Source organism: Leptolyngbya sp. FACHB-671 (genome assembly GCF_014695745.1).
Lineage (GTDB): Bacteria > Cyanobacteriota > Cyanobacteriia > Elainellales > Elainellaceae > JAAUTN01.
This window is the reverse complement of record NZ_JACJOV010000168.1, coordinates 1-13,640: the sequence shown is the minus strand read 5'-3', so window position 1 is coordinate 13,640 and position 13,640 is coordinate 1. Positions and strand designations below refer to the sequence as shown.

Below are 13,640 nucleotides of genomic sequence, written 5' to 3'. Positions count from 1 at the left end.
TACTCTGCACCTGTTGCAGCAGCGACCGCAGTATTCTTGATCTACCCGATTGGACAAGGTTCCTTCTCTGACGGAATGCCTTTGGGTATCTCTGGTACCTTCAACTTCATGTTCGTGTTCCAAGCTGAGCACAACATCTTGATGCACCCCTTCCACCAGTTGGGAGTAGCGGGTGTGTTTGGTGGAGCGCTGTTCAGTGCGATGCACGGTTCTCTCGTCACCTCCTCCCTGGTGCGTGAGACGACCGAGACCGAATCTCAGAACTACGGCTACAAGTTTGGACAAGAGGAAGAGACCTACAACATCGTTGCAGCCCACGGCTACTTCGGTCGTTTGGTAGGTCGTACCAATGAGTTAATTCTGGGAACTCGTGCCAACAGCCGCACCCTGCACTTCCTGTTAGGTGCATGGCCCGTGATTGGCATCTGGTTCACGTCCTTGGGTATCAGCACGATGGCATTTAACCTAAACGGTTTTAACTTCAATCAATCGGTGTTGGACTCGCAAGGGCGTGTAATTAACACTTGGGCAGATGTGTTGAATCGGGCGAACCTGGGTATGGAAGTGATGCACGAACGCAATGCTCATAACTTCCCGCTTGACCTAGCAATGCGGGAAGCTGAACCTGTGGCGATCGCCGCTCCCAGCATCCACAGCTAACCCAAACTTTTCAAAGCTTCGGTTGTCAGTTTAACCAGTCATAGTGAGTGCTTGAAACGAAACTGAATTCTGACAACACGATGATAGCGCCCTTAACATGGGCGCTTTTTTGTTGGAATCATCCTCCTAGATGAAGGCAGTTTGACAACATCTTCTCAAACAATCCGTAGCTCAACACCTTGACTAGAGCTGCCATCCCAGATATGCTGTCACGCTAAGGTTGTCTTTTTTACACAAAGCAACCCTGTCAACCCAAAGCTCTAGCGCCACTCAAGGCTGTTCGCGCAACCCTGAGCGGCTAACCCCCAAACTGATGTAGCTAGTCTGTCGGCTAACGGTGGATTTTAACACTCCCTCCCGACTTGTCATGTCAAAAAAAGTGTTGCTTCCCTTCAGGACATGAAAGTGAAAAGCTTAAACTCACTTTTAGTTCTCTATAACCACGGTTAATCTGAATAGTATTGCTCACGTCAATCAGTTGAGCATACAAAGCGACTAACTGGAGCCTTAAAATAGAGGTGCTGCATTGGGGTAACTTTATGCAAATAACCCTTAACCTGCCTGATAGCCTCAGTCAAACCCAAACCTTTAACCAAAGCGACTGGTTACGGGAAATTGCGATCGCCCTGTTTCAGCAAGAGCGCATTGGACTCAGCCGCGCTAGCAAAATTGCTGGCATCGAGTTGATTGACTTTCAAAAGCTCCTTGCTGAACGTGGCATCTGTGTTCACTACGATGTGGAGGACTTTGAGCAGGATGTCCAGCATCTACGCGATCGAGGCTGGCTGTGATCGTTGTCAGCGACACCTCTGCTCTTTCCAATCTTGCTCTCGTTGATCACCTCTGGTTGCTGAAAGCTATTTACCAAACCGTAATCATTCCTGATGCTGTTGCTAACGAACTGGCAGCAGCCAGCAATCCAAAAATCCCAACCATTCTTCAACTTAATTGGATTCAAACTAGATCCCTAAACAACTCACGACTCGCCGACCAGCTTCAACAAGAACGAGGACTGGATGTTGGAGAAGCCAATGCAATTGCTCTGGCGCTTGAACTGGAAGCTGATGACTTGCTCATTGATGAACGTTTAGGACGGCAAGAAGCTCTTCGATTAGGACTCTCTATCATTGGCATTCTAGGCATTTTGCTCCTTGCCAAACAGAGAGGAATCATCCTCCAAGTTCAGCCTGTCATGGATACCTTGATCGACCAAGCTGGTTTTCGTATTAGTCCTCAGTTGTATCATCGTGTCTTGGTTCTTTCTCAGGAACTTAAAACTCCATAAGTAGCAGTTTCAGCTTCCAGTCTCGTTACCAAACTCCAGTTTGGTAACGAGACTGGACGTTCACAAGTAAGAATACAACCCCTTACCTAGCGATCGCCCTCTCATCCTTACTAGGGAAAGTAGGAATTAATCTACACGGTATACTTCACTCATCCTGCATTTATACACAAACGTATCGCCTCTCCTTCTTCCCCATCATCTATGAGCAATCAGTCCCCGGCACCTGTTCCCCCAACGGATGCGATTAAAGAGACGACTGAGAAACTAGCTACCTTCGTGCAGTGGATTGCTCAACTGATTCAAAGTCGCAACTGGTTTACGATTTTGCTGCTACTGGATGTGGTCTTGCTATTTGCAGCAAATCCGGGTGTTGCAGGCAAACTCTTGACCACGTTTTTTCCGCAGCAAACCCTACCAGAACAGTATCCCGGTTTGTTTTGGCTGACGCTGGGGCTAATCTTTGTTGTAGCGTTAGTTGTGGCCGTGCGAACGATGCCGCAACCTGCAGCAGACGCAACTGATTTTACAGAACGCAAGGCAATTAAAGGATTGCGACCCTTTAGCGCCGAAGATGCCGAAATTTTTGCTCAGCTTCAGCGCAACCGCAGCCTAAAGGAATGTCTGGAATCGATTACGAGTAGCACCTTCCGCTTTGGGATTCTAATGGGTGAGTCGGGCAGCGGCAAGACTTCGTTTTTGCAGGCGGGCTTATTGCCCAAGCTTTCAACTTCACAAGGCACTCATCGTGCTGTCTACGTCAAGTTTGCCGATCGCCCTCCCATTGACACGATTCGGTCTGCGCTAAGCGAACAACTGAAATTGCCCAAAGAAAAGGTTGCAACGGCTGATTTATTAACGCTTCTAAACATAGCAACTGAGGCGATCGCCAAACCGCTGATCCTGCTGTTTGACCAGTTTGAACAGTTCTTTGTGCATCACAAGCACAGGAGCGATCGCCAACCGTTCATCCAAGCATTGACAGATTGGTATCACGCAGAGTCACTTTCGGTAAAGATTGTGGTGTGCATTCGTGGGGATATGTGCGATCGCCTGGTCGAACTGCATCAGGCGATCGGCTACTCCCTTGGGCCACAGGAAGTGTTTCGGCTAGAGAAGTTTACGCCGACCGAAGCCGCTAAAGTGCTGCGCGTGATTGCTGACACCGAAGACTTGCAGTTTGACGATCGCTTTGTTGCAGAGCTGGCAGAGCAAGAACTGGCGAACCGCGAAGACGGTTTAATCTCCCCCGTGGATCTGCAAATTCTCGCCTGGATGATTCAGCGGCAAACTGCTGAAGAACTGCGAGCTTTCAACCGCGCTGCCTTTCAGAAGTTTGGTGGTGTTGAGGGCTTAATGACCCGCTTCCTGGAACGAACGCTAGACGCACGGATGATCAAAACTCAGCGAGAAGCCGCTGTGAAAGTGTTGCTGGCACTCACAGACCTGGAACGCAATGTCCGCGCCGGAGTGCTGACTCTCAACCAACTTCAGACAAAGCTACAGAACACCATCAAACCCGAAGAAGTCGAGGAAGCTGCCTCATGGCTTGCTCGCAGCGACGTGCGCTTGATTACTTCCACCGAACAGAGCGGTGCTCCAGATAACACTACAGGCTATGAACTGGCTCACGAACGCATCATCCCTGCGCTGATGCGTCTGGCAGGGCAAGAACTCAAAGCCGCCGATCGCGCCAATCAACTGCTCGATCGCCGCGTCAACGAGTGGCTAGGAAACCAGCGCAATTCTCGCTACTTGCTCACCTGGCGTGAACTGTGGATGGTGCAGCAGCAAAAGCCTTACTTGGTTTGGGGTACTCAACAGCGCCAAAAAGCGCAGCTACTGCGCCAAAGCTACCGCCAAATTTATCGAATTATAGTTGCTGTAACAGTGATAGCCTTGATGACTACAGGCTACAATACCTGGCTTCTTTATACCCCTCAAGGACAGATTCAACGTGTCCGCTGGGAGCTAGCAAGTCCATTGCATCGAGTTGAAGATGGGCAAGTTGTTGACGCAGCGGTTGCATTTGCTAAAGACAAACGCTGGCGACATGCATTCAATTTGATTAAGAAGCACGTCAGCGATTCTAGGGCAGATGCTCAATTTTTGAGCGATGTTGCTGAAATGTCTACTAAGTTAAACCCCACCAACACCGCAAAGCGAATTTTGACAGCAGCACTTCAAGCTTCTCAAACCCTCGAAGATCCTTTTGATCGAGCTGAGACACTAAGCGCTGTTGCAATCGCTTCTGCACAACTCAACGATAGTAACGCTGCTAGACAGATGCTGACAAAAGCTTTAGAAATCGCCCAATCTATTAACAGTACTTCTGATGAGCGGGAACAGAATGACAAATCTGAAATACTAATTGCTGTTGCGAAAGCATCTAGCCAGCTAGGAGACGCTGTTGTCGCAAAAGAGATATTGACAACAGCACAGCAAGAAATTTTATCTCTCGCAGATCCCTCTGAAAAATTTGATGCATTAATTACTGTTGCTGCTACCTATGAGCAATCAGGAGACATAACTACTGCTGAGCAGATGTTAACAGATGCATTGCAAATTTTTCAGACGCTAGGAAATGTCTCAAATCCGTATGAATCTGATCGTTTTGATGCATTGATTACTATTGCAGAAGCATATGGAAAATTGGGAAATGGCGATATCGCTAATCAACTGCTGGCAGATGCGCTGCAAATCGCTCAAACTCTTAACGACCCTTTCGATCGCCTGAATGCATTGACCACTATTGCAGGAGCATACGGACAATTAGGAAATGATGATATTGCCAATCAATTGTTAGCAGATGCACTGCAAATCACTCAAACTCTTGATTACTCCTCTAGAGAACCTAGTGGATGGGATTCAGAAGATAAGTCTGACACATTGATTGAAATTATTGAAGTAGTGGGGCAATTACGAAACACTGATGCCACTAGAAATATCCTGACATCCGTATCGCAAGTTGCTCAGTCTCTTGAAGGTTCTTCTGAACAGTTTGATGTATTGATTGAAATGGCTATAGCTTATGGGCAACTAGAGGAACCAGACACAGCTCGACAAATGCTAGAAAGAGCGCTGCAAATTGTTCAGAACTCCGAAGAAACGTCAGATGGATGGGGCACAGATGATGCCAATGCACTAACTGAGATTGTAAAAGGAGTTCAGAATATAGGCTCTGCAATCGTCGCCAAAGACCTGTTGATAGACGTGTCGCAAGCTTCCCAAGCTCTCGAAGATGCCTCTGATCAATCTGAGGTGTTGAGCGCTGTTGCAGAAGCAGCCATACGATTAGACCAACAATTGGGAAATAGAGATGCTGCTAGAGATGTGTTGAAAGCTATATTACAAACTATCAGCACGTCTCAAGACCCTGACTATAGATCGTATGTGGAGTACACCGTTGCATCAACCTATTGGCAAATTCAAGATCCTGATACTGCAAAGCAGGTTCTAGCTGATGCACTAAAAATTGCTCAAACTATCGAAAGAGACTCTCTTAAACCCGATGCATTGAATACTGTGGCAGAGTTGTACGGACAATTAGAAAATACCGATACTGCTAGACAAATTTTGACAGAAGCACTTGAGTCAGCAGAAATATCAGGTGAACCTGAAGCCTTAAGCTCTATTGCAGTGACTTATGCCAAGTTAGGAGATTGGGGAGAAGTGCTAAGAGCCTTGAGGCTTTGCCGCGAGGAAGAAAGAGTAAGTGCTTTAACAGAAGTATTGACGCTTTGGGCAGAAAAGCAAAATCCGATGTTGAGGGAGGTGAGGGAGGAAGAGGAGTAAGTAAGCAGATGCGACGCGACGATCTAGCGGAGTCAACTATGACATCAAAGAGTTGCAGTAGCAAACTCAAGCATGACAAGCTTATACAAGTCCTTTTTGATTAGCTCGCTCAGGCTGGGTTTAAGAATGAAACCTAACAACCTTTAGAATGTTGGGTTTCGCTTTGCTGCACCCAACCTACGAATCCTTTCGCGATCGCCCAAATGGACACAGATCTAAAACAACACAGCGATCGCACGCTGGATTCTTGTAATAGCAACACTTCTGCCCGTGCAGCATAAGTATTTCGTGGTTGTCATATATTTGTTGTGCCGTCCACTCCTTAGGAAGCTGAGCTTCGAGCAGTGCATGAGATGGACCGACAGCAACATTAGCGGGAATGAGTCCTAGACGAATCGCCACTCGGTGGTGATGACTGTCTACAGGGAGGGCAGGTAAGCGCAGACGGCTAAAGGATAAGACAGCGGCACTGGTTTTAGGTCCAACTCCGGGCAGTGATTCTAACCAGGCTCTTGCTTCTGGAACTGAGAGTTCGGCTAAAAAGTCGAGAGATAAGTCACCGTCCCGACGCTCCCCGATTAGTCGCAGCACTTGCTGGATGCGGGGAGCTTTCTGCTCTGCCCAGGTGCAGGCGGCGATCGCCCATTCTACTTCTTGCGTCGGCGCATCTCGCACAGCTTCCCAGGTGGGAAACTGTTTCACCAATCGCTTAAAAGCACGCCCTGAATCTGCATTGCGGGTGCGATGAGACAACAGTGAGGAAATTAACTCACTTAACGGGTCAAGATTGTGAAAGTAAGGAATCGGACAACCATATTCAGTACAGAGGCGATCGTGGATGAGAAGGACTTTTTGTTGCAGGTCGAGCATGAGGAGGAGCTGGTAGCTAGAAGTTGGCGTTTTTTCAGTGCCATTCATCTTAAATTGCTTTTGAGAGCGATCGCTGCTATCCAAAGACTGGTGTTTCTTCTGCCCGTAGTAGTCAAAATATTTCACCAATCTCTAGCCCCCAACCTCAGCTCTTCTCCTTACTCCAGTATCAAATTTTCCTAAAAGACACTGAACATTCCCTTCATCCGTGTCATGATTTCTTCAAGCTAAAGCTACCGTTCAGGTCACTAAGGCAAATCAGCGACCTCTGGAGGATGATGTGACCGATGTTTTCATTTCTTACTCGCGTCGAGATAAAGAGTTTGTGCAGCAGCTCCATGCAGCACTATTGGCTCACAAACGCGATACCTGGGTAGATTGGCAAGATATTTTGCCTACCGAGAAGTGGTGGAGGGCAATTGAAGCAGGAATTGAGGGCACTGAGGCATTTGTGTTTGTGATCAGCCCCGATTCGGCAACTTCTAAAGTTTGTGCTGATGAAATTGAACACGCAATTAAACACAACAAGCGGCTGATTCCGGTTGTGCGTCGGGATACTGCTCCGGAGCAAGTTCATCCTGCTTTGAGTGCCCACAATTGGTTGTTCATGCGGGAAAGCGACGATTTTGATACGGCGTTCGTTCGTCTCCTCCAAGCGATCGACACCGATTTACAATACGTTCGCGCGCATACTCGACTCACTGTGCGAGCAGTGGAATGGGAAGCAGCAAAGCGAGACAACAGTTTTTTACTGCGTGGTAAAGACCTGGCTGCTTCGGAGCGATGGCTACAACAAGGTCAGCTAAAGCAACCTGCACCAACGCCCCTTCAGGTCGAATATATTACCGCTAGTCGCACCGTTCAATATCGCAAACTAGAGCCGCGCAATGTAGTTTTGATTAGCACTGCGGCGGCTGCACTATCAATTGTGGTGAGTTTTTTTGGAGGCTTGCAGCCTTTAGAATTCGCTGCTTATGATCATCTATTTAGAATTCGACCCAGTGAGCCGCAGGACGATCGCTTCCTAATTGTAGAAGTGGATGAAGAAACCTCTCGGCTGCTAGATACAGAGTATGGAGCCAGTCGAACTGCGACCCTGCCCGACTCAGTTTTGGCGGAGCTGTTGGAGAAATTGCAGCCCTACCAGCCTAGAGTGATTGGGCTAGATTTATATCGTCCTGGTGCGGCTCAGGCAGAGCTAGCGCCTCAGCTTGAGCAAGCGGAGAATTTAGTTGCCATTTGTAAAAGTAGTGAGACAAACTTTGAGGGCGAAATCATTGCTGACGGTACCAAACCTCCACCTGAAGTTTCCCTTAATCGCATTGGCTTCGGTGATTTCTTGCTCGAAGCGGACGGCAACCGGGTACGTCGCCAGATTCTTGACCAGAGTAGCGATCCTGAGTTTTGCAATACGACCACTGCTTTTAGTCTGCTCATTGCCCAAAAGTACCTGCAGACTGAAGGAATAGGCAGTGAGGCGATCGCTTCCCCAGACGGCACCTACCCCTGGCGGTGGCGATGGGGAGAGTCCGCTTTTCAACGGGTTGGATATGGCAGCATTTACCATTATGTGTTTCCCAGCTATGTGGTTTTGCTCAACTATCGCGCTCACGAAGGCGACCCTGCTAACTTTGCCCCACGAGTGAGTTTGGCTGACATTTTAGAAAATCGGCTCTCTGAGCAAGACCTGCAACAATTTAGCGATCGCATTGTGTTAATTGGAATCACCGATGTCACAACTAGAGACAATGATTCCTGGTCCACTCCCTACGGAGAACGTGAAGTTCCAGGTGTGATTATTCAGGCACAAATGACCAGCCAAATTGTGAGCGCTGTTCTGGATGGACGTGCAACTATTTCCTGGCTACCCGTGTGGGCAAACATGCTGTGGATTTCAGGTTGGGGTGTGCTGGGCGGATTGATTGCCTGGTATTTTCAGCGACTCCTCTCGCTGAGTTTGCTTGGAGTGGTGGCGATCGCCAGCCTGTACGCTATTTGCAGTCTGCTGTTCATTGCTCAAGCCCTTTGGGTGCCAATCATTCCGCCTGCGCTAGCCTTTTTGCTGGCAGGTTCGAGTGTCGGCTATCTTACTTACAGATTACGTAAAGTCTGGTAGCATTTGCGTTTACAATTTCGGTACCAACTGAGAGTGCAAATTAATGAAACGGCGTTTTCGCAACATATTTACAGGGGTTTTAGTGTTGGCGATCGCCAATCCTTTTCTGAGCACTCCACCCGCCCTGGCTCAGTCGGCTGTCTCACCAGGTCTGGTGCGTCGGGTATTGACTTTCTTTAATCCACCCAGAAATCGCAACAGTGGTACAGCGTCGGGACGGCAGTTTGCAGGAGCAAGTCGTGACCTCTGTCCACCCACCTCAACTCCGCTTACGGCCCTAGTGCCTGACACCAACCTGGGGTTAACCCTCAATGCCCATCCTACTCTGTGGTTTTACATTCCCTACGCCTCACCTCAGGGCTACGAAACGGAGTTTGTCCTGATTGACGCTGAGGAAAACGACGTTTATAAACAAAACTTTTCCTTGCCCGAAGAGCCAGGAATCGTCAGCATTCAAATTCCAGAGCAGGTTGTGCTAGAAGCCGGAGCCTCCTACCGCTGGGTAGTTTCCGTCAAGTGCAATCCTGGCAATCGCTCAGGAGATGCAACGGTCAATGGCTGGATTCAGCGGGTCGATCAGGAAGTCAATCAGGAACTGGACAATCAACTTGCATCAGCAACTTTAGAAGCTAAACTGCTGCTCTACTCTGAGAACGCTCTGTGGTACGAAATTCTAACCACGCTAGCCCAACTGCGCCGCGACGAACCGGATGATGCAGAAATTGCCGCCGCGTGGACGGAATTTTTAACGGCTTCTGGGTTAGGCGAATCTGTAGTCTTAGCCCCCGTGACTTTGTGCTGCACTGCAATTGATTAGTTTGTAGGGTGCTGTATAACCGTGAGCAGTGAGCAGTGATTAATGGGAAAAGCGATCGCCCCTATCGCCATTCCCCCTGAAGGGTAAAAGCTGCCCAATAATAGGGCGTTTGCCAGGTTGAGTCACGATCCTGCAACAGTTGAAGCTGGGCTGCCCGCAGTGCCTCCGCTGGTGAGTTGTTTTGGTCAATTAACTCATCATAGAACCGACTCATTAGCGCGGCGGTTGCTTCATCATCAACGCTCCATAGACTAACCAAAACTCGTTCTGCTCCGGCATACATAAAGCCACGAGTTAACCCCACCAGCCCTTCTCCTCTCAGGTCTGCTCCCAGTCCTGTGCGACAGCCGCTTAACACGACTAACTCAGCCGAAAGCCTCAGCCCAAACACATCCGTGAGACTGAAAAAATTGTCTCCTTCCAGTGGATTGATTTGCTCATCATATTGAGACAGCACCAGTCCAGATTCTCCAGGTGAGCGATCGTTGAGCAACCCGTGAGTCGCAAAGTGTAAGATCCGATATTGACTTAACTCCTCGTTCAAGACTCTTTCCCGATTTGCCTCAAATCCAGTTAGCGAAAGAAAATCTTCACCTTCATCTTCAGCAATTTCGATAATCTCGCTGGCTTCCTGACTGGTACCGAGTAACCGTGCGAAGGCTTCCGTAGGAGGGCTAGAAGCTGTTCTAGTAGCAGGAGTTGGAACGGTTGCTTGCCCTACTGCAGGTTCTAAGAAACGAGGATCTTTGAGGTTGAAAACAGGATCGGCAATCACTGCTAACTGTCTGGAAGCAGGAGGGCGATCGCCCAATCTCTCTCGAATAATTGCTAGTGCGGAAGCCGATGGCAGATTCACAATCTCATGATTGACGATCAGTGGTTCTGGCAAGTCTTCTGGGTCAACGGGAATGCTCTCAGCTTGTGGAATTGGAATAGCGCTAAAGGGAATGTAATGCAACGAGCCATCTGCTACAACTAACAGTCGCTTATCTTTAAGCTGATCGGCAGCGGGGCCTAAAATCATGCGGCTCAACTCCATCCCAGCCTGAGCAGTACGAACAGCCTTAACTCTTTCACTGGGAACAGTCAAGAAGTTATAAAACCGTCGCGCCGCTACATCGATTGCTTCCCGTCCCGGTAGTTCATAAGTTTGAACTCCAGTATTAGAAACCAGCCATAAATAGCTGCGCTCCTCCCCCAACCAATATTCCAGCAACAGCGTATCGTCATCCAAAATTTGAGTTTGAATATCTTGCACACTCAACGCTTTTGGCTGCGTAATTTCTGCATAGTCTGGGTTGCTAGCGCGAATCTGTTCTTGAACCGTTTTGTACTGGGTCAAAATCTGGTCGATCTGGTGCTCAAGCTCAACTTGCTGTTGATCTAACCGAGATTGTCGCTGGTCTAGCTGGATCTGCGCTGCAAGTGCCTGAGTTAGCACTGCTGTGATATCAATACCGGGTTCGTCAGTCAGGCTACTAACGTCGCCAGTTGTACTATCTACAGGATTTGCGATCGCCTCAGCCTCGATCACCTCTGTAGAACCCGCAACTTCTGAAGGGCTCTCGATTGAGAGTTGTCGCAGCGAGTTTAAGGTCTGTTGCTCAGTTCTAAGCTGTTCCCAATCTGCTTCCAGCCTCTCAAATTGCCGTCGCAGTCTCCGTTCTTCCTCCACCAATTCAGCATCGCCTACATTCTGGTAAGCTTCTGCTCCTGTCAAGATTTCTAAAAGGCTACGTGCTCGTGCCCGCTCGCTGGTTTCTAGAGCCAGTGCATCAAAGCGAATATCGCCATCAGGTCTTTCCCGGTGAAGCTGCATCAAGATGTTGATGTAGGAGGCGTAGTAGCTCTGATTTTCGGCAAAGAATGAGGCGCGATCGCGATAAAACTCAAAGTTATTCTGGTTTGAAATCAGCGCGGTCAGCAAATCTTGGTTGTTGACTCGAGTGGGCAACTGCTCAATCAGATTAAATACTGACTCAATGTTCAGGTATGCGGCAATCGCCTCATCCAGTCGTCCTCTTGCCCTGAGCGCATTGCCCAAGTTGACATATTGAGTTGGAGTCGGGTCAAGAAATGTTGCAACTCGATAATCTTCGATGGCGGCATCAATCTGCTCTAGCTCTGCGTAGGCAACCCCTCGGTTGTTGTAGGCGGCAGCAAGTTGGTTGTTTAGCTCGATCGCTCTGGTGTAGGCAGTGATCGCCTCCTCTCGACGATTTTGAGAGCGCAAAACTCGTCCCAGCGTGTTGTAGTCTTCTGCGGTGGCGTTGTCAGGCTCTCTCAGGGCGATTAACCTGGGGTCAATCGCATTCACGCGATCGTAGACTTCTCTTGCTTCTTCAGGGCGACCAAGCTGAGTCAGCACAAACCCCAAGTTGTTGTAAGCCACCACCAGCGTGGGAGTTAACTCAATTGCCCGACGATAAGCCTCGGTCGCTTCCTCCAGCCGTTCCAGGCTGCGCAGCGAATTTCCAAGGTTGTTATAGGTTGTGCCCAGGGTTGGGTTAAGTTCGAGAGCAATTTCGTAAGCGGCGATCGCTTCCTCATGCTTGCCCTGATTACCTAAAGCCCGACCTAAGTTAATGTAATCAACCACGTTGGTAGAACTAGCGCTGTTAAGAACAGCACTGGCTTGTGCCTGAGCCTGCTCCGCTTCCTGGGGCTGCCCCAAATCTTGCAACACCTCAGCCAGATTGTTGTAGGCGTTAGCCAAATTAGGATCAAGCCGAATTGCCTCACGGTAGGCATCCGCAGCCTCTTGCAACCGTCCCCGACGCGCCAGGACGATACCCAAGTTGTTGTGGGCAACAGCAAGATTAGGATCAATTTGAATAGCTCGACGGTAGGCGGCGATCGCTTCATTCAGCCGTCCTCGTGCCGCTAGAGTTCTGCCTTCTACAACGGCATCTAACGCATTAACCGTAGCAGAAGCTGCTTGAGCATAAGTTGAATTGGACGAGGCACCCCAAATATTTTGGGCAATAGTACTTTGTGGGAAGAACACCGAGCAAAGAATAACTAGCGAAACAGTCAACCGAAACTTGCTCATAGTTCCTCTTTCGGAGAAAATCACAACTAAAAATTTTCAAGCCAGTCAGCTAGGAGACCCAGGAAGCATATTTGACTCAAGGCAAAACCGAATAGCACTGAGTATAAGACACTACCGAGATAACCTATAAATAAGAGTTATTTACACAAATTTACAAAAAACCTTGCAAAAAATCAGAATAGGTGTAAATACTATAGATAAGGGAGAGAAATCCTCACCCCATACATCTAAATCATTCGTTGTAAACCAAGCACTCATTAATCATGACAACAACCTTACAGCGGCGCGAGAGCGCATCACTGTGGGAGCAGTTCTGCAACTGGGTAACCAGCACCGACAATCGCCTGTATGTAGGCTGGTTCGGCGTTCTGATGATCCCCACTCTGCTCTCTGCGACCATCTGCTTCATCATCGCCTTCATCGCAGCTCCTCCGGTTGACATCGACGGCATCCGTGAGCCTGTTGCCGGTTCCTTGATGTACGGCAACAACATCATCACCGGTGCAGTTGTGCCTTCCTCCAACGCGATTGGACTGCACTTCTACCCCATCTGGGAAGCAGCTTCCCTCGATGAGTGGCTCTACAACGGTGGTCCTTACCAGTTGGTAGTATTCCACTTCCTGATTGGCGTGTTCTGCTACATGGGACGTGAATGGGAACTGAGCTACCGCTTAGGTATGCGCCCCTGGATCTGTGTGGCTTACTCTGCACCTGTTGCAGCAGCGACCGCAGTATTCTTGATCTACCCGATTGGACAAGGTTCGTTCTCTGATGGAATGCCCTTGGGAATCTCTGGTACCTTCAACTTCATGTTCGTGTTCCAGGCTGAGCACAACATCTTGATGCACCCCTTCCACCAGTTGGGAGTAGCGGGTGTGTTTGGTGGAGCGCTGTTCAGTGCAATGCACGGTTCTTTGGTAACCTCTTCTCTGGTACGTGAGACGACCGAGACCGAATCTCAGAACTACGGCTACAAGTTTGGACAAGAGGAAGAGACCTACAACATCGTTGCAGCCCACGGCTACTTCGGTCGTTTGATCTTCCAATA

9 protein-coding genes are annotated in these 13,640 nt (G+C 48.9%); 7 read left to right on the top strand and 2 right to left on the bottom strand.

The annotated features are described in order from the left end of the window. The 4 genes from H6F93_RS32185 to H6F93_RS32170 form a co-directional block, all read left to right on the top strand. The coding region (locus H6F93_RS32185; protein ID WP_524538052.1) for a photosynthetic reaction center family protein at positions 1–660 on the top strand (660 nt) is incomplete at its 5' end. A gap of 539 nt (positions 661–1,199) precedes the next feature. Beyond that, on the top strand, positions 1,200–1,451 hold the full coding sequence (locus tag H6F93_RS32180) for a UPF0175 family protein (RefSeq protein ID WP_190640962.1): 252 nt from the start codon (positions 1,200–1,202) through the stop codon (positions 1,449–1,451). Next, positions 1,448–1,945, top strand: a complete 498-nt coding sequence (locus tag H6F93_RS32175) for a PIN domain-containing protein (RefSeq protein WP_190690159.1) — start codon at positions 1,448–1,450, stop codon at positions 1,943–1,945. Before H6F93_RS32180 ends, H6F93_RS32175 begins: the two co-directional genes overlap by 4 nt. 201 nt (positions 1,946–2,146) lie before the next feature. Further along, entirely contained in the window at positions 2,147–5,737 is a 3,591-nt protein-coding gene (locus tag H6F93_RS32170; protein WP_190690156.1) for a tetratricopeptide repeat protein, read from the top strand. Positions 5,738–5,914: 177 nt separating this feature from the next. Here H6F93_RS32170 and H6F93_RS32165 read toward each other — a convergent pair whose 3' ends face one another. Continuing rightward, on the bottom strand, positions 5,915–6,733 hold the full coding sequence (locus H6F93_RS32165; RefSeq protein WP_524538053.1) for an endonuclease III domain-containing protein: 819 nt from the start codon (positions 6,731–6,733) through the stop codon (positions 5,915–5,917). Positions 6,734–6,887: 154 nt separating this feature from the next. On the opposite strand from H6F93_RS32165, the gene H6F93_RS34430 reads away from it, so the two are divergent. Continuing rightward, positions 6,888–8,723: a CHASE2 domain-containing protein gene (locus H6F93_RS34430; protein WP_190690152.1), complete on the top strand. Its 1,836-nt coding sequence runs from the start codon at positions 6,888–6,890 to the stop codon at positions 8,721–8,723. 43 nt (positions 8,724–8,766) lie between these two features. Further along, on the top strand, positions 8,767–9,540 hold the full coding sequence (locus H6F93_RS32155; protein WP_190690148.1) for a DUF928 domain-containing protein: 774 nt from the start codon (positions 8,767–8,769) through the stop codon (positions 9,538–9,540). Positions 9,541–9,601: 61 nt separating this feature from the next. On the opposite strand, the gene H6F93_RS32150 is transcribed toward H6F93_RS32155, so the two are convergent. Beyond that, positions 9,602–12,592, bottom strand: a complete 2,991-nt coding sequence (locus H6F93_RS32150) for a CHAT domain-containing tetratricopeptide repeat protein (protein WP_190690145.1) — start codon at positions 12,590–12,592, stop codon at positions 9,602–9,604. Between the two features lie 263 nt (positions 12,593–12,855). Between H6F93_RS32150 and psbA the strand changes: the two genes are divergently transcribed. After that, positions 12,856–13,640, top strand: a 785-nt coding sequence (psbA, locus tag H6F93_RS32145; protein ID WP_190690142.1) for a photosystem II reaction center subunit D1, incomplete at its 3' end; no start/stop codon positions are given.

Coding starts and splice junctions, on each gene's coding strand:
- H6F93_RS32180 (WP_190640962.1), top strand. CDS start 1,200: ATGCAAATAACCCTTAACCTGCCTGATAGCCTCAGTCAAACCCAAACC.
- H6F93_RS32170 (WP_190690156.1), top strand. CDS start 2,147: ATGAGCAATCAGTCCCCGGCACCTGTTCCCCCAACGGATGCGATTAAA.
- H6F93_RS32155 (WP_190690148.1), top strand. CDS start 8,767: ATGAAACGGCGTTTTCGCAACATATTTACAGGGGTTTTAGTGTTGGCG.
- H6F93_RS32150 (WP_190690145.1), bottom strand. CDS start 12,592: ATGAGCAAGTTTCGGTTGACTGTTTCGCTAGTTATTCTTTGCTCGGTG.